General features: G+C 56.8%; 21 protein-coding genes. 17 read left to right on the top strand and 4 right to left on the bottom strand.

Annotated elements, in window-relative coordinates; translation table 11 throughout:
• Positions 1 to 33: 33 nt before the first annotated feature.
• Positions 34 to 846 carry an alpha/beta hydrolase gene (locus ACQR35_RS12560; RefSeq protein WP_430268527.1) on the bottom strand — a complete coding sequence of 271 codons (813 nt, stop codon included), beginning with the start codon at positions 844 to 846 and terminating at the stop codon, positions 34 to 36.
• Between the two features lie 110 nt (positions 847 to 956).
• On the opposite strand from ACQR35_RS12560, the gene ACQR35_RS12555 reads away from it, so the two are divergent.
• Positions 957 to 1,673, top strand: coding sequence for a lysophospholipid acyltransferase family protein (locus ACQR35_RS12555; protein WP_430268528.1), 717 nt, complete (start codon positions 957 to 959; stop codon positions 1,671 to 1,673).
• A 61-nt stretch (positions 1,674 to 1,734) separates the two neighbouring features.
• Positions 1,735 to 3,165 carry a class II 3-deoxy-7-phosphoheptulonate synthase gene (locus ACQR35_RS12550; protein ID WP_430268529.1) on the top strand — a complete coding sequence of 477 codons (1,431 nt, stop codon included), beginning with the start codon at positions 1,735 to 1,737 and terminating at the stop codon, positions 3,163 to 3,165.
• Here the strand turns inward: ACQR35_RS12550 and pknB are convergent.
• Positions 3,162 to 5,258 (bottom strand): Stk1 family PASTA domain-containing Ser/Thr kinase, encoded by a 2,097-nt coding sequence (gene pknB, locus ACQR35_RS12545; protein ID WP_430268530.1) that lies wholly within the window; start codon positions 5,256 to 5,258, stop codon positions 3,162 to 3,164. The two genes, ACQR35_RS12550 and pknB, sit on opposite strands and share 4 nt — an antisense overlap.
• Positions 5,259 to 5,363: 105 nt before the next feature.
• Positions 5,364 to 6,734, bottom strand: coding sequence for a LysM peptidoglycan-binding domain-containing protein (locus tag ACQR35_RS12540; protein ID WP_430268531.1), 1,371 nt, complete (start codon positions 6,732 to 6,734; stop codon positions 5,364 to 5,366).
• A 264-nt stretch (positions 6,735 to 6,998) separates the two neighbouring features.
• Here ACQR35_RS12540 and ACQR35_RS12535 point away from each other — a divergent pair, with 264 nt between their 5' ends.
• Positions 6,999 to 7,352 (top strand): Rv2175c family DNA-binding protein, encoded by a 354-nt coding sequence (locus ACQR35_RS12535; protein ID WP_430268532.1) that lies wholly within the window; start codon positions 6,999 to 7,001, stop codon positions 7,350 to 7,352.
• A 72-nt stretch (positions 7,353 to 7,424) separates the two neighbouring features.
• On the opposite strand, the gene ACQR35_RS12530 is transcribed toward ACQR35_RS12535, so the two are convergent.
• A complete protein-coding gene (locus tag ACQR35_RS12530; protein WP_430268533.1) occupies positions 7,425 to 8,519 on the bottom strand; it encodes a polyprenyl synthetase family protein in 1,095 nt (364 codons plus the stop codon).
• A 142-nt stretch (positions 8,520 to 8,661) separates the two neighbouring features.
• Between ACQR35_RS12530 and dinB the strand changes: the two genes are divergently transcribed.
• From dinB to ACQR35_RS12460, 14 genes are all read left to right on the top strand, one after another.
• Positions 8,662 to 9,816, top strand: coding sequence for a DNA polymerase IV (gene dinB / locus ACQR35_RS12525; RefSeq protein ID WP_430268569.1), 1,155 nt, complete (start codon positions 8,662 to 8,664; stop codon positions 9,814 to 9,816).
• Between the two features lie 107 nt (positions 9,817 to 9,923).
• Positions 9,924 to 10,292: a DUF3040 domain-containing protein gene (locus ACQR35_RS12520; RefSeq protein WP_430268534.1), complete on the top strand. Its 369-nt coding sequence runs from the start codon at positions 9,924 to 9,926 to the stop codon at positions 10,290 to 10,292.
• 301 nt (positions 10,293 to 10,593) lie between these two features.
• Positions 10,594 to 11,025, top strand: coding sequence for a division/cell wall cluster transcriptional repressor MraZ (gene mraZ, locus ACQR35_RS12515; protein WP_430268535.1), 432 nt, complete (start codon positions 10,594 to 10,596; stop codon positions 11,023 to 11,025).
• Between the two features lie 213 nt (positions 11,026 to 11,238).
• Positions 11,239 to 12,237 (top strand): 16S rRNA (cytosine(1402)-N(4))-methyltransferase RsmH, encoded by a 999-nt coding sequence (gene rsmH, locus ACQR35_RS12510; RefSeq protein WP_430268536.1) that lies wholly within the window; start codon positions 11,239 to 11,241, stop codon positions 12,235 to 12,237.
• Complete coding sequence (locus ACQR35_RS12505; RefSeq protein WP_430268537.1) at positions 12,234 to 12,896, top strand: hypothetical protein; 663 nt, start codon at positions 12,234 to 12,236, stop codon at positions 12,894 to 12,896. Before rsmH ends, ACQR35_RS12505 begins: the two co-directional genes overlap by 4 nt.
• Positions 12,897 to 12,945: 49 nt before the next feature.
• Positions 12,946 to 14,742, top strand: a complete 1,797-nt coding sequence (locus ACQR35_RS12500; protein ID WP_430268538.1) for a peptidoglycan D,D-transpeptidase FtsI family protein — start codon at positions 12,946 to 12,948, stop codon at positions 14,740 to 14,742.
• A gap of 92 nt (positions 14,743 to 14,834) precedes the next feature.
• Positions 14,835 to 16,454, top strand: coding sequence for a UDP-N-acetylmuramoyl-L-alanyl-D-glutamate--2,6-diaminopimelate ligase (locus ACQR35_RS12495; RefSeq protein WP_430270226.1), 1,620 nt, complete (start codon positions 14,835 to 14,837; stop codon positions 16,452 to 16,454).
• 6 nt (positions 16,455 to 16,460) lie between these two features.
• Positions 16,461 to 17,978, top strand: coding sequence for a UDP-N-acetylmuramoyl-tripeptide--D-alanyl-D-alanine ligase (locus ACQR35_RS12490; RefSeq protein WP_430270225.1), 1,518 nt, complete (start codon positions 16,461 to 16,463; stop codon positions 17,976 to 17,978).
• Entirely contained in the window at positions 17,975 to 19,084 is a 1,110-nt protein-coding gene (gene mraY / locus ACQR35_RS12485; protein ID WP_430268541.1) for a phospho-N-acetylmuramoyl-pentapeptide-transferase, read from the top strand. Before ACQR35_RS12490 ends, mraY begins: the two co-directional genes overlap by 4 nt.
• A complete protein-coding gene (gene murD, locus ACQR35_RS12480) occupies positions 19,066 to 20,667 on the top strand; it encodes a UDP-N-acetylmuramoyl-L-alanine--D-glutamate ligase (protein ID WP_430270224.1) in 1,602 nt (533 codons plus the stop codon). The genes mraY and murD overlap by 19 nt, the downstream gene beginning before the upstream one ends.
• Before the next feature lie 3 nt (positions 20,668 to 20,670).
• Positions 20,671 to 22,038, top strand: a complete 1,368-nt coding sequence (gene ftsW, locus ACQR35_RS12475; protein ID WP_430268543.1) for a putative lipid II flippase FtsW — start codon at positions 20,671 to 20,673, stop codon at positions 22,036 to 22,038.
• 6 nt (positions 22,039 to 22,044) lie between these two features.
• The gene (gene murG / locus ACQR35_RS12470) at positions 22,045 to 23,142 is read left to right on the top strand and encodes an undecaprenyldiphospho-muramoylpentapeptide beta-N-acetylglucosaminyltransferase (protein ID WP_430268544.1); all 1,098 of its coding nucleotides are present in this window, start codon (positions 22,045 to 22,047) and stop codon (positions 23,140 to 23,142) included.
• Positions 23,139 to 24,521 carry a UDP-N-acetylmuramate--L-alanine ligase gene (gene murC / locus ACQR35_RS12465; protein ID WP_430270223.1) on the top strand — a complete coding sequence of 461 codons (1,383 nt, stop codon included), beginning with the start codon at positions 23,139 to 23,141 and terminating at the stop codon, positions 24,519 to 24,521. The genes murG and murC overlap by 4 nt, the downstream gene beginning before the upstream one ends.
• Positions 24,514 to 25,269 (top strand): cell division protein FtsQ/DivIB, encoded by a 756-nt coding sequence (locus ACQR35_RS12460; RefSeq protein ID WP_430268546.1) that lies wholly within the window; start codon positions 24,514 to 24,516, stop codon positions 25,267 to 25,269. The genes murC and ACQR35_RS12460 overlap by 8 nt, the downstream gene beginning before the upstream one ends.
• Positions 25,270 to 25,392 lie beyond the last annotated feature (123 nt).

The following is a 25,392-nucleotide window of genomic DNA, read 5'->3' as shown; positions in this document are numbered from 1 at the left end:
ATGCCCAAGGCCCAGCGTGATGTGCGCGGCGAATCAGCGAGTCATGCGGGAAATGAAGTCCACACTGTGTTGGGCAATGAGACCGGCTTCAACATCCAAAGTAGCCACGTGCGAACTACGAACCAGGGTCACCACTTCAAGTCTTTGTGCCGCTACCGATGTTCGAATAAATTCCAGTGAGTTCGCCGGAACCACCGAGTCCTGCTCTGACTTAAAGACCAGCACGGGTACATCGAGTCCCCGAATTTTGCGCCGTGTATTGCTAAAAAGACGCTTTAGCTGATGGACAGCGGCCAAAGGTGTCACGGAGTAGTCGCCGCCAGTGTCCGGGAGCCCCTGGGTGGAAGTTGTTGTCTCGCCCTCTTCGATTGGCGACGTGGTAGGCATCAGGTACTTCAGCAACGCCACAGCTTTGACGCGGCGATCGTAAAAAGACAGCGCAGGATTAACGGCTAATACTCCACAAGCTCCGTGCGTCGATGCCGTGCGAAGGGCAAGAGTGCCGCCCATTGAGAGGCCAGCGGTGAAGGTGAGACGAGTTTGTCCTCGAAGTTCTAGGTAGGCAGCTTCATAGCAGGTGGCCCACTGCCGCCAGCGGGATATCTGCAAATCCCGCCATGAAGTGCCGTGCCCTGGCAGCAAGGGAACACGTACTGCGTAGCCTTGTGCTGCCAAAGCTTGTGCCCACGGTAGGACGTCTTGTGTGCTGCCGGTAAACCCATGGCTCACAGCTACCCCAATTTCGGCGTTCTGGCCGTGACCCGGGTACTGATATCCGCCAGCACTATCAGCTTTCAGCAGCCCAGATGTAGCAAGCGGAACCACGGGTTTTTCGAGTGAATCCATAGTTCCATCGTGTCACTGTTCACTGGATTTCTCACTAGAGTAGGCTTGCACCGGTACGCCTGAGGTGGGGAAATAGTCGCCGGTGCAAGCCTGCCGAAAGAGGTCTGAACGTGTTCTATTGGGTGATGAAGGTCATTTTTTTGGGCCCGATTGTGAGATTGCTGTTCCGGCCATGGGTTAAGGGCTTGGACAACATTCCGCGCGAGGGTTCTGCCATCTTGGCTTCCAACCACTTGTCTTTTTCTGACTCCATTTTTATGCCTCTGATGGTGCCACGGCCTGTGGTCTTTTTGGCCAAATCGGAGTACTTCACTGGTAAAGGGATAAAGGGCCGTTTGACCGCTGCCTTCTTCCGCCTGACCAACCAGCTGCCGATGGACCGCTCCGGTGGCGCGGCCTCCGCATTGTCTTTGAATGCTGGCGGGGATGTTCTGAACCGCGGGGAGCTCTTAGGCATCTATCCCGAAGGAACGCGCAGCCCCGATGGTCGTTTGTACCGCGGCAAAGTTGGTGTGGCCAAGCTTGCCCTCGAATCCGGTGTTCCAGTGATTCCCGTGGCCATGATTGGCACGGATAAGGTTCAGCCCATTGGCAAACGAATGCCCAACATCCGCCGGATTGGCGTGATCTTTGGCGAACCAATGGACTTCAGCCGCTACGCCGACCAAGCTGATGACCGAAACGTTCAACGGATAGTGGTGGATGAGATCATGGCTGAATTGATGCGACTTTCCGGCCAGGAATACGTTGATGTCTACGCAGCCACCGTCAAGCAGCAATTGGCCGCAACAGAAGCCACCACCACGGATCCACCGCAAAACGTATGACGGTACAACGCCCATGGTTACGTCCTTGTGAGCAATTCCTCCCCAAGGGCTCTAATCTGGAGTGGTGACTGAGACTTCCATTACCCCAGCATCTTCCCCGTCCACGCCGGCATACCTAGGCTCGTCTGATCAGCTGTCCAGCACCGCCCAGAGCGGTGCGGCTAGCTATCCGGGCCTCGACGACTGGCGGCAGCTGCCGATTTCGCAGCAACCCACGTGGTCTGATCGCGATGTATTTGATGCGTCCGTTAAAGAGCTTTCCATCGTCCCGCCCCTAGTATTTGCCGGGGAAGTCGACGTTCTTCGGGCCCGCTTGGCCGAGGCCGCGAAAGGCAAAGCGTTTTTGCTGCAGGGTGGTGACTGCGCTGAAACGTTTGACGGTGCAACGGCAGATAAGATCAGCGCGCGTGTGCGCACTATCCTTCAAATGTCAGTGGTTTTGACCTACGGTGCATCAATGCCCGTGATCAAAATGGGCCGAATGGCTGGCCAGTTCGCCAAGCCCCGTTCCTCAAACGATGAAACGCGCGACGGCGTCACTCTCCCCGCCTTCCGCGGCGACATTGTGAATGGTTACGAATTTACGCCAGAGAGCCGCAAACACGATGCGTCTCGGATGCTCAAGGCGTACCACACGAGCGCTTCTACGCTTAACCTGATCCGGGCTTTCACCCAGGGTGGGTTTGCCGATCTGCGTTTGGTTCATCAGTGGAACAAGGGCTTCACCTCCAACCCGGCACACGCACGCTATGAGTCTTTGGCCCGCGACATTGACCGGGCCATTAAGTTCATGGGTTCTTGCGGTGCAGATTTTGAAGCACTCAAGCGGGTGGAATTCTTTGCCAGCCACGAAGCACTGCTCTTGGACTACGAGCGCGCGCTAACTCGCATCGATTCACGGACCGGTTTGCCGTATGACACCTCCGGCCACTTCTTGTGGATCGGTGAGCGGACACGCGGCCTCGAGGACGCTCACGTGGACTTCTTGTCCCGTGTCCGGAACCCCATCGGTGTGAAACTGGGCCCCGGTACCAGCGGAGATGATGCGCTGGCATTGATCGACAAGCTGGACCCCAACCGCGAACCCGGCCGTCTCACTTTTATTACCCGGATGGGCGCCAAGAATATTCGCGAGAAGCTGCCTTCTCTGGTGGAGCGGGTTACGGCCAGCGGTGCCCAGGTTCTTTGGGTTACTGACCCCATGCACGGCAACACCGTGACCTCACCGAACGGTTACAAAACTCGCAACTTTGACGATGTCATTGACGAAGTTCGTGGATTCTTTGAAGTGCACGAAGCCCTCGGCACCTTCCCCGGCGGTTTGCATGTAGAGATGACCGGCGATGACGTTGCCGAGTGCTTGGGCGGTGCTGACCCAATTGATCAGGAAGCGTTCCTTGACCGCTACGAGTCAGTATGTGATCCGCGACTGAACCACATGCAATCCCTCGAGATGGCCTTTTTGGTGGCTGGAGCCCTGGCTAAGCGCTAGACGTAGCTCAGGTGAATGGTGGAGCCCTCCGGGGCTTCACCATTCCCCGGCTCTTGGAATCGCACGGATCCGAAGAAGCCTCCGAGTAGTTCTTCGACCGTGACCTTGAATCCCAGGTCCTCAAGGATCTGGCGTGCATCGTCAATTTGTTTGCCAATGACGTTGGGGACCTTGATCATTTTGGGCCCCTTGGAAATCGTCAAGGTAACGCTCTCGCCCTTGACGAGTGTGCCGTTTGCCGGTTCCTGAGAAATCACATGGCCCTCTGGCACGGTTTTGCTGAATTCCCGCTCCGGCGCAACCACTGCCTTCAAACCAGCATCAGTGATGGCTCCAACAGCTGCCTCTTGCTCTTGACCCGTTACATCCGGGACGTTGATGGGCTGAGGGCCCTTAGAAACCGTGAGAGCCACGGGAGTGCCGTGGCGAACTGCTTTGCCCGCAGCAGGGGATTGTTTAAGCACAAAGCCGGCGGCAGCAACGTCGTCGTACACCTCGCTGATGGTGCCCAAGGCCATCTCTGCCTTGTTCAATTCATCCTTGGCGACGTCTAACTGCTTGGACGTCAAAGTGGGCAGAGCAAAAAGCTGCGGGCCTTTGGAGACCAACAGCGAAATGTTTTGAAACTTGCGGATGCGGGTCCCCGTGGGAGGGTCACTCGCCACCACCATGCCTGCTAAAACGTTGTCATCAAATACTTCTTGGGTGGTGTTGTGCATTCCCGCTGCGCTGATTTGTTGCTGCGCCGTGGAGACCGTTTTGTTCCGAACGTCCGGAATGGTGCCCTCAGCGCCCGGACCCAAACCAAAAAACCACCCGGCACTTGAGGCAAGAAGTGCCAAGAGCACAATTACCACAATCCAAATAGCACCCCGACGGCGGGAGTTCCCGTGGCGGAGAGAGGCGACCGGGGTGGCTGCAGCTTTGACCCGGTCACGCTCTTGGGCTTTGGCAGCCTTTTTCAACTCGCGTTTACTCGGCCGAGGTTCTCCACTGCCATTACCGGGACGATCGTGAACCTCGGGCACCATGGGTGAATAAGGTTGCTGCCACCGGACGCCTTGGCCCAGCACGGTAGTGGGGGACTGGCCCCCAGAAATGACCTGCGTTGCCTCGCTGTTGTAGCCGGGGCCCAAACCACCACCGTTGCCCAATACTTGGGTCCGTGTTTCGAGTACTTCGGTTCGATGGTTGTTGGGCCTCAACACCTCTGTGTTGGACGTACCTTGGCTTCCCAAGTCCAGCTCGGAGTTACTGAGAGTCGCACGCACATGACGCAGTTCACCCAGTAGCGCATCGGCATCCACTGGACGATTTTCAGGGTCCTTGGCAGTGCACCACAGCACTAACTCATCAAGGTCCTGAGCTAGGCCCGGGACGAGGGTGGAAGGTGCTGGGACGGTGGAGTTGGCGTGCTGGTAGGCCACCTGAAGGGGAATCTCGCCCGTAAATGGTTGTTGCCCGGTGAGCATTTCGAAGAGCATAATGCCCACCGAATAAATATCACTCCTTGCGTCGGCAGCACGTCCCAACACTAGTTCGGGAGAAAGGTAAGCAACTGTGCCAATAAGGGCGCCAGTGCTTGTAGTGGTGGTGACTGCTCGGGAGAGACCAAAATCGCCAATTTTGATGTGACCGGTATCTGAGAGCAACACATTCTCAGGTTTGACGTCACGGTGGATCAGCCCCGCACGATGTGCAGCGGCTAGACCCTCTACGATCGCATCCAAATACGCCAAGGCGAGGCGCGGTGTCAGCGCACCCTTATCTTTCATCACGTCCCTGAGCGTGTGGCCCTTGATGTACTCCATCACCAGGTACGCAGTGTGCTGATCTTGCCCCTGATCCAGAACGGCCACTACGTGCGGGTGTGAGAGCCTGGCAGCCGCTTTGGCTTCGCTGCCCAAACGGTCGAGGAATTGCGGGTCGCCAGAGAGGTGTGGGTGCAAAACTTTCAGGGCAACTTCCCGGTCCAAACGCTGGTCAATTGCCAAATACACAGTGGACATACCTCCGCGTGCCAGCTTGGCGCTGACGCGGTACCGCATATCTACTAGGGTGCCAATCAAGGCATCGCTCACGTGTTCCTGCACCCTTCGATCCTAAATGCTTGCGAAAAGGGGTCCCGAAGCGACATGCTCGGGACCCCTTTTCGTTATGTAGTGCTTTTGAGCTCTACCGAACCACCTTGCGTGCGTTTAGAAGGTAGCGCGGTGTGCTTTGATCGCGGCTACGTACGCCTTGGTATCGGAATACATGCCGTAAAGCTCTACCGAATACTGCCCCTGATAGTAACCGGCAATAGCGTAGTCAGTGTTTTTGCTGGTTCTAAGCAAAGAACGGATGAGCGCCACGCCGGCGGTGACGTTGTCATAGGGGTCCAAGAGATTGAGCTTGCGGCCCACCATCGAGGAAGCCCACTCACCCGAGCTCGGAATAACCTGCATGGTGCCAATGGCATTGGCGGGGGAGACTGCACGCTGATTGAAGCCCGACTCTTGGTAGGCAAAAGCCATAGCCAACTTGGGATCCACTCCCATACGAACTGCCGTGCTGCGAACAATCTCTTTCATCTGTGCCTGGCTCGGAACAGGAGCCGCGTTGAGCAGGGCCTTGTTAGCGTTAGCTGAGCTGACCACAGCTGCGGGGTAGTGGTAGCCCAAGAAGCTGCTGGGAACCAACGGCGTAGTAGTTCCGCCGGCGGGCTGAACAGCAGTGGGTGTGCTGGCTACTGAGCCGCTAAGCCGGATTTTCTGGCCCGGGTAGATGATCGAGCTCATTGAGAGTCCGTTGGCGCTGAGCAGCGAGGACAGCGAAACGCCGTGCCGTCCTGCAATACCGCCGAGGGTGTCGCCGGACTTGACTGTGTAGGTACCGGTGGTGGTTGCGGGTTTGCTGGCCGCTGGCTTGCTAGCGGCAGGCTTGACGGCCGCCGGTGTGCTGGCTGCCGAGCCGCTAAGCCGGATTTTCTGGCCCGGGTAGATGATCGAGCTCATTGAGAGTCCGTTGGCGCTGAACAGGGAGGAGAGCGAAACGCCGTGCCGTCCAGCAATACCGCCGAGGGTGTCGCCGGACTTGACTGTGTAGGTACCGGACGTGCTGGCAATTGCCGTCGGCTTAGGTGCGGTGGTCTTGACCGGTGCTGCTGCCGTGGCGGTGCCACTGAGCTTGATCTTTTGACCAGGGTAAATGATCTGGGTTGCACGGAGGTTATTGATGCGCAGGACTTCAGAGGTCTTCAGACCATAACGAGCTGCGATTCCGCTGATCGTATCGCCGGACTTGATGGTGTAAGTGCCGGGAACGGAAGCCATGGGGCGCAATGCCGAAGGGACGGTGCTGGCAACTTTGGCGGAAGGGATTTGGACCTTGGCCGCGGCTGCTTGGGCTTCCATAGCCGCCTTGAGCGTAGCCGGAATTTTTTGGTAGGGCTGAGAGGGCGCTTGGGCTTCTGCCGGCTGCGCGAGTGCCAGCGAGGACAGTACGACGACGGGCAGTGCCGCCGTTGTAACGGCCACTTTAGCCCTTGACTGCAGCGGACGGAACTTCGGCGATGGGGGGGTCGTCATAAAGAAGATCCTCATTCTGGGTGTAGGCGCCATCCGATCGGACGGTCTGTTGCCAGTGTGACTGATGTTATTCAAGTATGGTCATGTTACAAATGTGACCCATGTGAATCTCTCACGAATTTCGATCTAGCACAAGATTTGAACTACAGCCGACAAGACAAATTCCCGGAGTGTCGACATTTCTTCATCACAAATTCACTACCAGCGGCCTCAAAATGGCTCCGCCTTTAGGCTCCAAGCCTTGTGCCGTGGCAACCTTTAAGCGTGAGTAATGCAGAGACCCTTGTGGGTGAGTGGCTACCGTTCCCGGACGTAGCCCAAATGTTGGATGTAACAGTTACCAAGGTGCACGGACTTGTTGACGAAGGTGCTCTTGTAGCCCTGCGTGTAGGCGACCGCGGAATCCGCAAGATTCCGGCCGCGTTCTTGAACGACGGCGTGATTTTGGACAGTCTAAAAGGCACCGTCGCTGTCTTGCGCGATGCAGGCTACAACGACGAGGACATGCTCGTGTGGTTGTTTACCGAGGATGAGTCACTGCCTGGACGTCCGATCGATGCCCTTATTGAAGGTCGTAAAACGGAAATTCGTCGTCGGGCCCAATCGCTCGCCTGGTGAGTTGTCGCTCGCCTGGTAGGTAGTCGCCCGCGTAGTAGTCAGAACTGCCTGGTAGGCAAGCTGGTTTTCAGACTACGCTGCGCGACGAACTGCGCCGTGCGCCAAACGGTCCAGGGCCTCTCTGACCTCCACCGCGAGGCCCAAAGAATCCAGCGCGGCCAAGGCGTCCCCGCTGAGCTCTTCGATCAGGGCTTCTGTAGCAGTGAGTGCTCCACTATTGGTGATGACTTCGCGAATGCGAGCCAAGTGTCCGTCGCTGAGTTCGGGCTTGCCCAAGTGCTCTTCGATCAGGGCAGCTTCCTCGGTAGAGGCGTGTTCCAAGGCAAGCGCCATCAAGACGGTGCGCTTACCTTCTCTAATGTCGTCACCAGCGGGTTTGCCAGTGACTGCCGGGTCGCCGAAAACTCCTAGTACGTCGTCGCGCAGTTGAAATGCTTCTCCCAGTGGAAGCGAAAAACGCGAGTATCCGGCGGTGAGTGATGTCGGCGCTCCAGCGAGTGCACCGCCCAAAGCAAAGGGATGCTCTGTGGTGTACTTTGCGGATTTAAAACGAATGATGGACCGGGCACGCTTGACGGCTGTGGCGGGATCGCGCAGCGGACCAGCCACTTCCTCGAGGATGTCTAAATATTGTCCGGCCATTACTTCGGCGCGCATCTGGTTGAAAATCTCTCGAGCCCCCGTGCCATGAGCCGAGAGTGGACCAATCGCGGAGAACACTTCCTCGCTCAAAGACAAACAAAGATCCCCAGTCAGAATGGCGGCTGCATGGCCGAAGCGCTCTTCGTCCAAGGCCCAACCTTCAGCACGGTGGAGGAGGGAAAAACGGCGGTGGACGCTGGGGCCGCCGCGGCGAGTATCAGAACGGTCAATGATGTCGTCGTGAATCAACGCAGCGGCTTGGAACAACTCCAAGGCTGCACCGGCGATCACAATTTCTGGCGCTAGGGCTGCACCACCTGCACCGCGCCATCCCCAATAGCAGAGAGTAGCCCGCAAGCGCTTCCCGCCAGTGACTAGCGCGGAGATTGAATCCAGGAGCGGCTGAACATCGGGGGAGATGTCATCAACCAGTTTCTGGCGAGAAGCCAAGAATTTTTGGAGATGATCGGCAACAGCGGCGACAAACTGCTCTTGTTCTTGGGCACTTGCTGCGTCCGAACTCACTACTTGGCTCCTTGGTTGATACTTCTACGGCTCATCGCTCATAGACCCCCACTCAGTTTAGTCAGTGCTGGCGCCTAAGATTGAAGCCGTGAACCAGGAACAGCTGCGCGAATTGCGAAAATGCAGCATCCTGCACGTGGACATGGATGCGTTCTTTGTCTCGGTAGAGCTGCGTGAACGTCCAGAACTCGTGGGCAAACCCGTGATTGTGGGTTTTCCCACGGGCCGCTCCGTGGTGCTCTCAGCTTCTTATTCAGCTCGCAAACTCGGTGTGAAGTCTGCCATGCCCATGGCGGTTGCCATGCGAATGGCTCCTACGGCGGTGGTTATTGAGCCACGGCATTCCTTGTACTACGAGGTATCAAAACAGATCATGGAGATCTTTCACTCGGTTACCGATCAAGTGGAGCAGCTAAGTGTTGACGAAGCATTTTTGGACGTGGCAGGTGCCATCCGTCGTTTGGGAACACCGGAAGAGATCGGACAGATGATCCGACGCCGGGTGGCAACAGAGTTGGGAATTACGGCTTCTGTGGGAATCGCCGCGAGCAAGTTCGTGGCAAAGATCGCCTCCACACGATGCAAGCCCGATGCTCTGCTGAAGATTGAGCCGGATCAGACCATTACTTATTTGCATTCGCTGCCCGTCAGCGCGCTCTGGGGTGTTGGGGCAAAATCCGTCGAAACCCTGGCGCGGATTGGAATCCGAACCGTGGCAGACGTAGCCGCCACACCGCCGTCGTCCTTAAAGAAGCTGCTTGGCGCTAGTGGTGAGCATGTCTACGAGCTCGCTTGGGGACGCGATGGTCGAAAGGTCACCCCTGAACGCACGGAGAAAAGCATTGGGGCCGAAGAGACGTTCTCGATCGATGTTCATGATGTTGGCCGGCTCAAACAAGAACTCCTTCGGCTCTCGCATCGAGTAGGCGAGCGGCTGCGCTCCGGTGGAGTCGCTGGACGAACCGTGGCGCTGAAGCTCCGCTACGAGGATTTCAGTTTGGTGAGCCGGAGCCGGTCACTCACGGTACCAGCGGACAATGCAACGCAGATTTACCAGACTGTGTGTGGACTCTTGGATGCTTTGACGCCGTTGCCGCAGTCCGTGCGTTTGATTGGGGTTCGCGTTGAATCTCTGGAATCGGCCGGCAACGGAGCTCTGCAGTTGAGCCTTGATCGGCGGGAAAATAATTGGCGCGCAGCTGAAGCCGCTTTGGACCAAGCTGCGGCTCGTTTTGGTTCCGCAGCCGTCACGCCAGCGAAGTTGATGCCTAAACGCAACAACAAGGGCCAGCTGTGATCTGCACGTCTTTCAGTTAGCCCCGCAACAACCTATTCTAGATAGACACAGTAATTGTGAATTGATTGATGCCAACGGCACAACGCAGTGACACCTAGGAGGTCGTGATGCCGCTTTCGGAGCACGAACAGAGGCTACTCGAGCAGTTAGAGAAACAACTGCATGAGGACGATCCCCGTTTTGCTAGCTCGATGGAGACTGGCGCCGCACGTCGCTGGTCTACGCGCCATCTCATTTTGGGAGTGCTGGCAGCGATAGTAGGCATCCTGGTCCTGTTGGTTGGAGTCTCAACTCAGCTGATCATTGTGGGTGTGCTCGGCTTTCTGGTGATGGGCGCTGGCGTTTACTTTGCAACCTTGCGCCCCCGCGGCGCGGGGAAGGTGAATAATCCGTCCAGTACAGGGACCAAGCCCCGTAGTTCTTTTATGAACAACCTCGAAGAACGTTGGGATGCCCGGCGCCGTGAAGAGCCGTAATTTCGGTTCTTCAAGCACCCTGTAGCTCCTCCACTTTGCACCACTTGAGCGCTGCAACGTCACAATAAGCTCCAAAAACCCTTCATAGGCTCGCTTCGGCGGGCCTTTGACGTTTAAATCCCTCCACATTCCACCACTTGCTATTTCCTTGCAGTGACGCGGAATTTATTCCCAACACATCCTGCGGAAGTGCTTTTTTGTCTTGACCGTGGTGCGAAGTGGAGTAAAGTGGAGCATGTAAGAGGGTAGTGGCAGCGCGGGGTACGTGTAGCCCCCTTTTGAACAGATCGGCGGTGGGTACGTGTTTCTTGGCACGCATTCTCCACGTCTGGATGAAAAGGGACGCATCATCCTGCCAGCCAAGTTTCGCGAGGAACTGTCCAACGGTTTGGTTCTCACTAGAGGCCAGGAGCGTTGTATCTACGTCTTCAGTCAGCGGGAATTTGAAAAAGTTCACGAGCAAATGCGGGAGGCTCCGATCTCCTCCAAGCAAGCCCGTGACTATATTCGAGTTTTTCTCTCTGGAGCCTCTGACGAGGTACCTGACAAGCAAGGGCGCATCACCATTCCGCCGGCATTGCGTGCATACGCCGGGCTGGGCAGGGAACTGGCTGTCATTGGAGCCGGATCCAGGGCCGAGATTTGGGATATGCAGGCTTGGACTGACTACCTCGAGGAGAAGGAAAGCGTCTTCTCCGAAACGGACGACAACGGGATTCCCGGAATCTTCTAAGTTGTGGCCGGGCCACAACACAGTGGAAACCGGTTCAGGAACCAAGGTTCCTGGATGAGATCTCCAGCCGCCCAGACTGCACCAACCTGGCTTCACTTCCCCGGAGCCAGGCGGGACGCACTCTAGGCGCGGATGGGGACCTGATCTAGGAAACATCAGCAGGGATCATCAACACCACGCCAGTAACGAACAAGTACGGGAAGGGGAAACTTCATGGTCGAAGGCGATGGCACTAAGCCCACCTCCGAGCGTCACGTTCCCGTACTCAAAGACCGTTGCATCAAACTTCTTGAACCAGGTTTCGAAGCTGCCCGCCAGCGTGGTGAAGTCCCTGTTGTTATTGATGCCACTCTGGGCATGGGTGGTCACTCCGAAGCACTTTTGCAGCGGCACCCTGATCTGCAGCTCATTGGTATTGATAGGGATGAAGAAGCGCTTGCTTTGGCCGGCGAACGTCTTGCTCCGTTTCAAGACCGCATTGACTTGGTTCACGCGGTGTATGACGAAATTGGAGACGTGATCGAAGATCTCGGACTTCACCAAGTGCACGGAGTCCTGATGGACTTAGGTGTTTCCTCCCTGCAGCTGGATGAGCGTACCCGAGGATTTGCCTATTCCTACGATGCCCCGCTGGACATGCGAATGGACACCAGTCGCGGGCAAACAGCGGCTGACGTGGTCAATAACTACAGCGAAGAAGAGCTCGTTCGGATTATTCGTAAGTGGGGCGAAGAGAAGTTCGCTGGCCGGATCGCCAACCGCATTGTTGCCGCTCGGGAGATCAAACCGTTCCAAGGCACAGGCGAACTCGTTGACGTGATTCGGGCGGTTGTTCCCGCATCGGCCGCACGCACCGGGGGCCACCCTGCCAAGCGAACATTCCAAGCCTTGCGTATCGAAGTCAACGAAGAGCTCGACGTTCTTGAGCGTGCTGTCCCGGCTGCAGTTGCCTCGATCGCCTTGGGTGCACGCGTGGTGGTGATGTCCTATCACTCGCTCGAAGACAAGATCGTCAAGAGCGTCTTCGCGGCAGGGTCCAAGTCCTCGGCGCCCCTTGGGTTTCCAGTGGAACTCGAAGAGCACAAAGCACAACTCAAGACCATCACTAAAGGCACCGAGGTGCCCACCGCGGCAGAAATTGCTGAGAATCCCCGTGCCGCGTCAGCTCGTCTGCGCGCCGTAGAACGTATCAAAGCCAGGAGGGCCAAATGAGCGCCGGAGCAAACTACAGCTTCCAGTCTGTTGTGGGTAACACCGCACGATCATTGGTTGGCGCTGCGCAAGCGCCTTCCCGGCGTCAGCGCACTCCGCTGTCCCTGGTGCAGAGCACACCGCGCCGCAAACGCGCCCCGTTTGTGGTCTTCTGCTTCGCAGTGCTCGCTGTGGCTCTTCTAGGAGTACTGGTTCTCAACATTCAGGTTTCCAAAGGTCAGTACCAACTCGTTGAGCTGAAGGCCGAGCAGTCCTCGCTCAACAAACAGAACCAAGAGCTGACACAGCAAGTCCAAAACTTCGAAGCTCCCCAGAATTTGGCGGCCAAGGCTTCACAATTGGGAATGGTTGCTTCGACAGTCCAGGGTCAGATTGATCTTAAAACCTTGGCTGTAAGCGGTAAGGCAGCTCCGGCGGTCAAGGATGACAACAACAAGGGCGCCATCATCGCTGCTCCGGCAGTGGCTGGCCAACTTGCTGTGGTTCCCCCGGCTCCGGCTCAGGAGGCCATCGAGAACCGGGCCGCTGCCGCTGAGCAGACGGCCGCAACTCCTGAAGCTGTGGCAACGCCAGCAGCTAAGGCTCCGGAAGCTAAAGCACCCGTGGTGCTGAACGGCGGCACCATTCCGGCTCCGGCGCAGAAAACGCCAGGTCAGTGAGTAAGTGAACTGCCCGGGTAAACCGGTCAACGATCAATGAGGTAAGTACGTGGCGCAGAGCAGCAAAAAGGCAAAAGCTCAGAGGAACACAGGCGCCACTCGCCGCCTCCGGGTGGGCTTGGCAATTATGCTCACCCTCTTGCTGGTCGTAGCTGGCAAGCTTTTTTTGGTTCAAGGCCTTGACGTTGGCGGATTAGCCGAAGCGGCGCAGAACAACCGGGCGCGAAGCATGATTCTTCCGGCCGCTCGTGGACAGATTGTTGACGAAAAGGGCACTGTTCTGGCCACATCAGTGATCCGTTATGACATCTCCATCGATCAGGCGCTCAACACCAAAACCACCGAGTTCCCGCACAAGGATGACAAATCTGGTGAGGTGCTTGAGGTTAGCCGTGATCAAGGCTTGAGCGATTTGGCCAAATTGCTGGGTATGGAAACAGCCCAAGTGAAAGAGCTAGCTACTGGCGAATCCGCTTACAAACTTATGGCCCGCAATGTCAAGCCGGATGTGGCAGATGCCATCATGGCACTCCACGTGCCAGGTGTTGTAGCCAGCGGCGTGAGCCAGCGTGTTTACCCGAACGGTGCTGTTGCTGGCGGCGTGGTTGGATTCCTGCAGGATGGCACCACGGGTCAAGCAGGCATTGAGCAGACTCAGGACTCGGTGCTCAAAGGCAAAGCCGGTGAGCGGAGCTATGAGATCGGCGCAGACGGTTTGGTCATCCCGGTAGCCCCGGACAAGTTGACCCCAGCCGAAAATGGCAAGACGGTGAAGCTTACGCTCAACAGCGACATTCAATACTTTGCTCAACAAGCTATTCAGACTCAGGTAGACAAGCTGAACGCTGAATGGGGCAGCATCGTGATTATGGACAGCAAAACCGGCAATTTGATAGCCCTTGCTGATACCAACTCACCGGACCCTAACGATCCTGGCAAAGTGGCGGCTGAAGACCGCGGTGTGCGTTCCGTGACGGCAGCCTATGAGCCCGGCTCGGTGGAGAAAGTTCTCACCGCTTCCGCGTTGATCGAAGAAGGCAAAGCTACCCCGCTGTCCACCTACACTATTCCTCCCACGTACACCGTGGATGGCCAGACCTTCAGCGATGCCTTCGAGCACGGTACTGAAAAGCGGACATTGGCCGGCATCTTAGGGTTCTCCATGAACACCGGAACCGTCATGGCTGGCCAAGCGCTGAGCCGTCAACAGCGTTACGACTGGCTCAGCAAGTTTGGCATCGGTAAAACACCAGACATTCCCTTGCCGGGTGTTGGTCAAGGCATCTTGTCCAAGCCAGACAAATGGGATGACCGCCAGCAGTACACAGTGCTGTTTGGCCAGGGTGTTTCACAGACAACCTTGCAGACCGTCCGTGCGTACCAAAGCATCGCAAACAACGGTGTGATGCTTCAGCCCCGCCTCATTGATTCATACATCAACCCAGATGGCACCGAAGAGAAGGTTCCAGCGGCTGACCCGCAAACCATCGTCTCCGATTCCACGGCCAAGCAGGTTCGCTCGATTTTGGAAAGTAACGTGACCGAGGGCGAGATCAAGGAAGCCGCAATCGACGGCTACCGGATCGGTGCAAAAACCGGAACCTCGGAATCGCCGTGCGACAACGGGCAGCCAGGCTTCTGTGGATACACCGCTTCGATGGTGGGTATGGCTCCAATGGACGACCCGAGGTTTATTGTAGAAATCGTGGTTCAGCGTCCCAAGGGCGACATTTATGGCATCAGCAACGGCCCAACGTTCCGTTCAGTTATGAGCCAAGTCCTCCGCACCTACAACGTTGCACCTTCCACCGGCAAGGCAGCGCACTTGCCGCAGTACGCAAAGTAATCTGAAAGCATTGGGGTTGGCCGTCAAACCTGCGGCGGCAGAACACCGTTGGTATTGCCAGCGGCCTAGAAACTAGTACTACGGAGTGTCATTTGTCTGATCAATCGTCCGGGGAGTCCGGCCAGAGCGGACGCTCACCGTTCCGTCCTTCCAACAGGACCGAAGTTTCTCTTGAACAGATCGCCCAGCAGCTCAGTGTCCCTGCACCGGGTGCGGCCGAAGTTACGGGGATCACGAGCGATTCGCGTGGTGTTGAACCGGGTGACTTGTACGTTGCGCTGCCGGGCGCCAACCGGCACGGTGCAGACTTCGCTGCTCAGGCGGCCGAGCGGGGGGCAGCGGCTGTGCTCACCGACCAAGCAGGTGCTCGTGCGCTGGCTCTTGATACTGATTTTGCCCTGCCGGTTCTTGTGACCGAGGACGTACGTGCCGTCGTCGGACCGTTGGCCGGTCTTATCTACGGCAGCCAGCCAGAAGGCGTCCTCCGTCCAGATCTTTTTGCTGTGACAGGTACCAACGGTAAAACCACCACTAGCTATTTTGTGAACTCTCTTTTGCGTTCACTGGGCAAAACCACCGGTTTGATCGGCACCATTGAGATCGTTGCCGGGGGCGAACCGATTCCCAGCAAGTTGACCACTCCAGAGTCCACTGATGTCCATGCCTTGCTGGCGTTGATGCGAGAGCGCGGTATTGACGGGGCCTCCATGGAGGTTTCCTCGCACGCTTTGTCCTACCACCGTGTGGATGGAGTGCACTTCGATGTTGCGGGTTTCACCAATCTGACCCAAGACCATTTGGATCTCCACGGCACCATGGATGAGTACTTCGCCACCAAGGCCGAGCTATTTACCCCGGAACATACCGGCAGGGCAGTGATTCTTGTCGACGACGAATGGGGACAGCGCCTTGCAACGCAGGCTAGTGTTCCGGTCACTACCGTTTCGGTAGCGTCAGAAAACACTTACGACGCCGACTGGAAGTTGAGCAGCCAACAAGCCGCTGGCTTGGGTACAGACTTTGTTCTGACAAAACGTGACGGTCAAAGCCTTGCGGTCCACAGTGGCCTGCCCGGCAATTTCAACGTGGCCAATGCGGCACTGGCTGTCCAGATGGTTCTCGAATCGGGTGTACCCCTTCAGGCTCTCCAAACAGCTTTGGACACTCACGATCCACTGACTGTGGAGGTTCCTGGCCGGATGCAAATGGTGGGTACTTCGCCCGCGGCCATTGTTGATTTTGCTCACAACCCGGACGCCTTGGCACGCGCTCTTGGCGCTGTTCGATCCGGCGAAGAAGGCTCAAGGGTCATCGTCGTATTTGGGGCAACAGGACAACGCGATCAAGGTAAGCGACCCACAATGGGTGCAATCGCCGTCGAACTCGCAGACGTGGTCATCATCACCGATGATGACCCGCACGAGGAAGACGAGGCCAGTATCCGTGCAGATGTGATGGCCGGCGCCATTGCGGCGAATGAAAAGCTGACTGTGCCCCGCGTTGTGGAGGAAGTTTCACCACGTAAGGATGCCATCCGCCGTGCCGTTGAACTTGCCACCGCCAAGGACACCATTTTGGTTGCCGGACGTGGCCATGAGGTGTGGCAAGAGGTCAAAGGTGTGAACCTTCCCCTTGATGACCGCGCCGAACTTCGTAATGCCTTGACAGCATTTGGATTCAACGCTTCCTCCGCCGAGACGTTAGGCTCCTAAACCGAGATGATTCAATTTACAGCGCAAGAAATCGCCCACATTACCGGTGGAACGCTCAGCCCTGTTGAGGGTATCGAGCTCCTCACGCCCCAAAACGTGGTCACAGACTCACGCGAAGCTACCAATGGCAGCCTCTACGTTGCTAAGCCGGGCGAACACGCTGACGGACACGACTTTATTGGCGCAGCGATGACCAACGGTGCCACTCTGGTCCTGGGCGAACGCCAAGTTCTCGATCCCTCAGGTGCTCCGTATCCGACTGTTATTGTTCCGGATGCTGTGTTGGCGATGGGCGCCCTCGCCAGTGCATCGGTCCAACGGATCCGCACCGCTCGTTCTGCTCAGGGGCATGATTTTACGGTGGTGGGAATTACCGGATCAGCCGGTAAGACCACCACGAAGGATTTACTAGCTGGCATTTTTGGTTCAGTAGCCAAGACGGTGGCACCGCAGGGCTCATACAACGGCGAGGTGGGTGTACCCCTCACAGTTTTTATGGCTGATGAATCCACACGATTCTTGGTCATCGAGATGGGCGCCACCTCCATTGGTCATATTTCTTATCTAGCCGCCATGGTCAAGCCCGATATTGGTGTTGTGCTGGGCGTTGGCACAGCTCACGCTGGAGAATTTGGCGGCGTGGAAAACATTGCCAAAGCTAAAGGCGAGCTCGCAGAAGCGATTGCTCCAGAAGGAACTGTGGTCCTGAACCTGGACGACGCGCGGGTAGCGGCCATGCGATCACGTGCTGTTGGGCGCGTGCTTGGGTTTACTGCACTTGGGAGTCCGGAAGCTACTGCAGACACCGTGCGGGCCATTGATCCGGCGACGAATGCTGAGGGTTATCCCGAGTTTGAGCTGCAGTTCGCCATGGGAGAACGATTCCCGGTTTCCGCCAGACTTATTGGTGCCCATCACGTCACCAACTTGTTGGCCGCTGCTAGTGCCGCAAGTGCAGCTGGGGTGGAGCACAGCGTTATTGTGGCTGCGTTGAACACTCAAAGCGCTGCGAGCCGCTGGCGGATGGAGAGAACTGAACGTGGCGACGGCGTGACGATCATCAACGACGCGTACAACGCCAACCCTGAGTCTATGCGGGCGGCGCTACGGACTTTGGCTGATCTAGGTAGAGGACGGCGCACTTGGGCTGTTCTGGGCGCCATGCTGGAACTGGGCGAAGAGTCAATCCGCGAACACGCCGCAGTGGGTACCCAGGTTGTCAGGCTCAACATCTCAAAACTTTTGGTGGTCGGGCAGGCGGCAAGACCCCTGTACATTTCCGCTATTCAAGAAGGATCGTGGGGCAGCGAAGCGCTTTTCGCCGCCACGGTTGAAGAGGCTAAAGAAATCCTCGACGAACAACTCGAAAGCGGAGATTTGGTTCTTTTTAAGTCCTCCAACGGTGTTGGGGTGCGGTTCCTAGGTGATCAGATAGCATTACCAAAACAGGCTCTGTCAGGACAGAGCATCGACCAGCAACCCGGTGTTGAAGCACCCGCCAACGAAGGGAATGATCAACTGTGATTGCACTCTTGACCGGCGCAGCGCTGGCACTGCTATTTGGGTTGGTGGGGACACCACTTTTTATCAAGCTTCTGGTCCGCAAGGGCTATGGGCAGTTCATTCGTGATGACGGACCGACGTCACACCACACCAAACGCGGAACTCCCACCATGGGTGGGGCCGTATGGGTACTCTCGGTGGTGGCGGCATACTTCCTGACCCACTTGATTATGTGGCTCATTAACCCCCGGCTTGAAGGTCCCACGGCCTCTGCAGGGCTCTTGTTGTTCCTGATGGTGGGGATGGGGCTGGTTGGTTTCCTCGATGACTTCATCAAGATTTCCAAGCAGCGCTCACTTGGGCTCAACGCCAAAGCCAAGCTTATTTTGCAGGCAGCAGTCGGAATCATTTTTGCCCTCTTAGCCTTGGGATTCCCGGACGACCGTGGAATCACACCGGCTTCAACACACGTTTCATTAGTGCGCGACATCCCTTGGCTGGATTTGGCCTTCGGCGGATCCGTGCTTGGAGCAGTGCTCTTTGTGATCTGGTCCAACTTGATCATTACAGCGGCCTCTAATGGAGTGAACCTCACTGACGGTTTGGACGGCTTGGCTGCCGGTGCTGCCATCATGGTTTTTGCCGCCTACACGATCATGGGAATCTGGCAGAACAACCAAGCATGTGGATCCCCCCGGCAAGCGGGCGGCGCATGCTACGCAGTTCGTGACCCCTTGGATCTGGCCTTGCTCGCAGCAATTATGAGTGCAGCTCTGGTGGGTTTCCTTTGGTGGAACACCTCTCCCGCGAAAATCTTTATGGGGGATACGGGATCGCTCGCAATTGGGGCCGCTGTGGCTGGTTTCGCCATCCTGAGCCGTACCGAAATCTTGTTGTTTGTTATCGGTGGCCTTTTTGTTCTCATCACTCTCTCGGTCATCATCCAAGTCGGTTGGTTCAAGATCTCCGGCGGCAAGCGAGTGTTCAAGATGGCGCCACTACAGCACCACTTTGAGCTCAAAGGCTGGGCTGAGGTTACGGTTGTGGTCCGATTCTGGATCCTGTGTGGGCTCTTTGTTGCCGTTGGTTTGGGAATCTTCTACGCCGAATGGGTTGTTGGACTGTGACACAGAGAGATTTGGAAGCCCAAGAAGCGCTCGATACGCGCCTAGCCTCATTGACGTCTTGGGACGCTGATTGGGCAGGGCTACGAGTAGTTGTAACGGGCATCGGTATTTCCGGGTTTGCCGCAGCGGACACCCTGATTGAGCTTGGTGCCCATGTTGTTGTGGTGGACTCTGCCACCACAGAAAAGGCAATGGCTCACGCTGACACTCTCCGCATTGTGGGCGCGCAAGACGTTCTGCTTGGCGAAGAAGCCGTGGCTTCCTTGCCAGAGGTGGATTCCCAAGCACCGGACCTTGTGGTCACCTCACCAGGCTGGCACCCTGATCAAGCGCTCCTTGCAGAAGCTGCCAGGCGTCACATTGCTGTTTGGGGCGATGTTGAGTTGGCCTGGCGTTTGCGTATTCGCGAGGGGCGCAAAACGGCCGAATGGCTCACGATCACTGGTACCAACGGCAAAACCACAACGGTTGGCCTCACAGAGTCAATGCTTCAAGCAGCCGGGTTGAAGGCCATCGCCGTGGGGAACGTGGGAACCCCCATTCTCGACGCGCTACGCGATCCGGTGGAGTACGACGCGTTCGCTGTGGAGCTTTCGAGCTTCCAACTCCACTGGAGTCATTCTTTGGCCCCGTTGGCCAGTGTGTGCCTGAACGTAGCTGAAGACCACGTGGATTGGCACGGAAGCTATGAAGCGTATCTGCAGGATAAAGCCAGTGTCTATGCCAATACCAAGGTTGCCTGCATCTACAACGCAGAGTCGCCTGAGACTGAACACATGGTGATGGAAGCTGACGTTCAGGAAGGTTGCCGTGCTGTAGCGTTCACCACCAACACTCCCGCCATCAGTATGGTGGGCGTGGTTGAGGACCTACTGGTAGACCGAGCCTTTATTGCTGAGCGCAAAGACTCCGCAAAGGAACTAGCCGCCATTGCCGATTTGGGTGCCATTGCCCCGCGCCACATGGTGGCAAACGCTCTCGCGGCCGCAGCGCTGGTTCGCGCCTATGGCGTTGATGCAACAGCCGTTCGTGAGGGCATCAAAAACTATGTGCCAGGGGACCACCGAATTCAGGCGGTAGCAAAGTCCAAGGGTATTTTGTGGGTCAACGACTCCAAAGCCACCAACCCGCATGCAGCAGCTGCCTCCCTAGCCGCTTTTAGCTCAGTAGTGTGGATCGCTGGCGGTTTGCCAAAGGGTGTCAGTTACGATCAGCTGGTTATTGATCATGTGAGCCGGCTCAAAGCAGTTGTTCTGATCGGTGAAGACAGCAGCACTTTGCGCTCGGCCCTTGAACGACACGCTCCCAACGTCCCGGTGATTGAGCCCGGAACCGGGGAAACTGAAGATGCGCAGAGTGAACGGCCAGTCTCTGAAACGCACATCACCAGCAAGTCGGGTGAGCGCGTAATGTCTATGGCCGTCAATGCGGCCGCACAAGTGGCCGTTGACGGTGACACGGTCTTGATGGCACCGGCCTCTGCTTCCATGGATCAGTTCTCTTCCTATGCTCACCGTGGCGAAGCCTTTATCCAGGCCGTTCGGGAGCTCGTGGAAGGGCAGGCTCAGACCAGCGAGGAGTAGGCAATGGTCAGCACGCCCACACGGCCCACCAAACGGACGCCTTCAAAACCAACAGCACACCCCCTAACACCTTTGGGACGCGTACGCACATGGTTTTCCTCTTTTTGGGAGGGAGTAGAAGGTCACGATGCAGCGAAAAATGGCTCCACGTACTACCTGATTTTGGGTTCGACCATTGCCTTGACCGCAATCGGCATCATGATGGTGCTGTCCGCCTCAAGTGTTGAAGCTATTGCGCAGGGGCAATCACCTTTTGCTGCTGCGATGAAGCAAGGTGTTATTGCCATCGCTGGTTTTGCGGTGATGTTTATCCTCTCGCGTGTCAACGTTATGTGGCTCAAGCGCTTGGCATGGCCCGGCATCATTGGCAGCTATGTCCTTTTGGCTCTGGTGTTGGTGATCGGAAACTCGGTCAACGGTAACCGCAACTGGATCGACATCGCTGGGTTCTCACTGCAACCCTCGGAGGCTGCAAAGCTGGCCTTGGCATTGTGGATGGCCACCGTGTTGGCAACAAAGGCAAAGCTTTTGGACCGTTGGATGCACGTGGTGATCCCGGTAATTCCCGTAGCAGGCGGCATCATTGGCTTAGTCCTCATTGGCAATGACCTAGGTACCGGCATGATCATTATGATGATCATGGCCGCAGCGTTGTTCTTTGCTGGAGTACCTATGCGAATGTTCGCCTTAGCTGGCGTTGTCCTGATCATCGGCACCTTGGCCATGGCACTCACCAGCTCCAACCGTATGTGCCGCATCACCTCGTGGTGGACAGGCGCTGCGTGCGGGGATGGATCTGACACCAACTATCAGTCCACGAACGGCCTAGGTGGTTTGGCATCTGGCGGATGGTTTGGCGTGGGTCTGGGCCAAAGCCGGCAAAAATATAGCTGGATTCCGGAAGCCCACAATGACTTCATCTTCGCCATTATTGGTGAAGAGCTTGGCCTGATCGGGGCTCTAGTAGTGGTGGCCTTGTTCGCGATCTTGGGCATCTCCATCTACCGAGTGGTCATTCGTCAGGAAGACTTATTTCACCGGGTTTTGGCCGGAACCATCATGGTTTGGATCTTGGGCCAAGGGACCATCAACATGGCAGTTGTGACCTCGTTGATTCCCGTCATCGGTGTTCCGCTTCCTTTCATTTCCTATGGCGGTTCAGCCTTGTTGATGTCCCTGGCAGCCATTGGGGTGGTACTTTCCTTGGCCCGGGAACAAATGGGTGCGAGCAATAAGCTCAAAAGTCCAAAGTTCCTCAAATCAGCTCAGACCGGTTCAAAGAATGCTCGACCAGGCACCACCAAGAGGGTGGGCATTGGCTCGAACAAGCCCAATATGGTTTCCCGTCCCTCGCCACGAAAGCGCAGTTAGAACTCTATGAGCTCACCATCCTTGTCCGTTGTTTTAGCAGGCGGCGGGACTGCAGGCCACATCAGCCCCATGCTTGCCATTGCCGATGCCCTGCGTGCCCGTGTCCCCGATGCCACGTTCCTAACGGTTGGGACGGCCGAAGGAATGGAGACACGTATTGTGCCGCAAGCTGGCTACGAATTAGCCACTATTGCTAGGGTTCCGTTGCCGCGCAAACCGTCTCCGGATTTGCTCAAATTGCCTTTTCGTATGGTGGCCGCCGTACGTAGCGCGGGGCGAATCTTGGACGAGTCCCATGCGGATGTTCTGGTCGGCGTCGGCGGTTACGTCTGCACGCCGATGTATCTAGCCGCTAAATTCCGGAAAATCCCCACGGTGATTCACGAGGCCAACGTCCGTCCGGGATTAGCCAACCGGGTAGGTGTGGCTCTGGGAGCCAGCGTTGCCACAGCATTTGCTCGCACTAGACTCGGCAAGTCCGTCCACGTGGGAATGCCAATGCGAAAGGGTATCTCTAGGCTTGACCGCGAAACTGCCCGAGCCGCAGCACTCGAAAAGCTGGGGCTCAACCCGGCTCGCCCGGTCCTGGTAGTAACCGGCGGATCCTCGGGAGCATTGAGCATCAACACGGCTCTCAAAGCAGCGTTGCCGGATCTTGCTGCTGCAGGTATTCAGACAGTCCACATCACGGGCCGCGGGAAACAAGTTATGGACGGTGACGTTGCACTCGCAGCAGCAGGCTATACACAGCTTGAATATGTTGATGCCATGGAGACTGTTTATGCGGCAGCGGATTTGCTCCTGGCTCGCGCTGGTGCTGGCACTGTCTGCGAGGTTGCTGCTGTAGGGCTGCCGGCCGTTTTTGTCCCCTTGCCAATTGGTAATGGCGAACAAGCGCGCAACGCTGAAGAGTTAGTGGAGGCCGGGGGAGCGCTCCTGATAGCGGACAAAGATTTGAGCGCGGATTTTATTGCTTCCACGATTGTGAAACTTTTGTTGGACCCAGTGGCACTAAAAACGATGCACCAAGCCTCGGTGCGGCACGGCATCCGAGACGCGGATCAGCGAATGGCTGATCTTGTACTGAAAGCAGCAGCTAAATGATTGAGCAAAACGGCGCAGCCACCCAGAACCATGGAACCCGGACGCACTTTATTGGTGTTGGTGGGGTTGGAATGTCCGCGGTTGCCCGGATTATGGTGGCGAGGAATCAGGCTGTGAGCGGCTCGGATGCTAAAGACTTACCGGTCATGCAGGAACTGAGCGCGGCGGGGGCGCGGATCGCAGTGGGATACGCGCGAGAAAATCTTGGAGATGCCACGGTGGTTGTGGCCGGCTCGGCAATTCGAGCAGATAATCCAGAACTGCTAGCAGCCAAGGCCGCCGGGCTTCCGGTATTGCACCGCTCTGAGGCGCTGGCGAATGTAATGGGCAGCGATCGCACCGTTGCTGTTGCCGGCACACACGGAAAATCCACTACAACGTCAATGATTACCGTGTTGCTGCGATCCGCCGGTCTAGATCCCTCTTTCGCTATCGGCGCCAACGTACCGGCGCTGGGGGTCAATGCTGCTAGTGGTGAATCGGATGTGTTTGTGGCCGAAGCCGATGAATCCGACGGATCCTTTTTGAACTACCGCCCACTGATCTCGGTAGTAACAAATGTTGAAGCTGATCACTTGGACCATTACGGCACAGCCGAGGCAGTGGACGCATCTTTCGATGCATTTACTGCGTTGCTTCCGGCCGAGGGTGTACTGATCGCTTGCGCGGATGATGCGGGAGCTCTCGCGCTGGCTCACCGCACACAAGAACGCGGAAACACCCGAGTAATTTTGTACGGTACACATCCTGAGGCACAGATTAAGGTTTTGGATACCAGTGCCGGAGCGCTTGCCTTGGAGATTGGGGACCGCCACTATACGGCGCACTTGCACGTACCTGGTGTGCACAATGCTCTGAACGCGGCAGCCGCGTTTGCCGTGGCGCTAGAGCTTGGCGTGGATCCAAGTGCCGCAATTGCTGGCCTAGAGGCGTTCACTGGTACCTCGCGCCGATTTGAACTCAAGGGATTGAAGCGGGGTGTCCGAGTATATGACGATTACGCCCACCATCCCACTGAGGTGGCAGCAGCTCTTCGCGCGGCGCGCTCAGTGGCGGGGGAGCACCGAGTCCACGTGTTGTTCCAGCCGCATTTGTTTTCCCGGACTCGTGAGTTCGCGGCGGAATTCGCCTCGAGCCTAGATCTTGCCGATAGCGTTTATGTATTGGACATCTACCCGGCACGCGAAGACCCCATCGAAGGGGTTACTAGCGAACTGATTACCGCCAAGTTGCGAACTGCTGCCCACCCGGTTGCCAATCCTTCTGAGGCTGTGCGCCTTTTGGCTGCGAACGCCCAAGACGGAGACATTATTCTCACCGTTGGTGCTGGCGATGTTACGGCCTACGGTCCAGCCATCGTGGAGGCACTGCGTGCCTAATTCATCAGACCGCGCTGCTCGGAACCCGGGGGTTTTAGCGTTTCCAGAGCCGAAGGCACGACGCCGGAAACGGTACGCGCTGACTGCCCTGGCCGCCGTCGTGGTGTTGATAGTGCTGGTTGCCTTGGCCACTATGTACTCTCCGCTGCTGGCCGTGCGCACAGTGGCTGTACAGGGCAACAAACTGGTGCCCACCGCCACGGTGCAAAAAGCCTTGCAGCCCTTAGAAGGTAAAACGCTGCCGCGGATTTCACAAAGTGACGTGGACGGTTTGCTCAAAGGCTTTGTTCAGATCAAGTCAAGCACCATGCAGTCCCGGCCGCCGTCCACTCTGGTGGTGCAAATCCAAGAGCGGGTACCGGTCGCTGTCCTGCAAGTAGCGGGCAAGTACTCCTTGGTTGACGCTGACGGAGTGAGCTTGGGCCCGGTCTCGGATCCAGCCAAGGTTAAGCTGCCAAATATCGACGGCGGTGCCAAGGGCTTGCGCACTGACCTTTTTAAGGCGGTGACGGCTGTTCTGGGTGCCTTGCCGGATTCGGTTCGTCAACAACTGGCATCAGCTTCGGCTTCAAGCGCCGACTCGGTGAAGTTAAACCTTGCCAACGGCAAGTCAGTTGTCTGGGGGAACGCGGAGGACCGTGAACTGAAGGCTAAGGTTTTGGAAGCGCTGTTGAAGAAGCCCGAAGACCCTAAGGTTCCAGTAAACGTTTATGACGTCAGCACCCCTCGGCACCCAGTGACACGCTAACTTTTGTTGAATTTGCTGTTGATTCGCACGACACGCGGAGCCGGTCATTGCATGTGCGTGGCATTGGAAATAGCGTCACAGACAAGAGTTACTTGACATAACTATAAGCCTCAACTAGAGGGT

The organism is Pseudarthrobacter sp. J1738 (assembly GCF_050490315.1).
Taxonomy (GTDB): Bacteria; Actinomycetota; Actinomycetes; order Actinomycetales; family Micrococcaceae; genus JBNPEO01.
The sequence above is the reverse complement of the archived record's forward strand: the minus strand, read 5'-3'. Positions and strand labels throughout refer to the sequence as shown.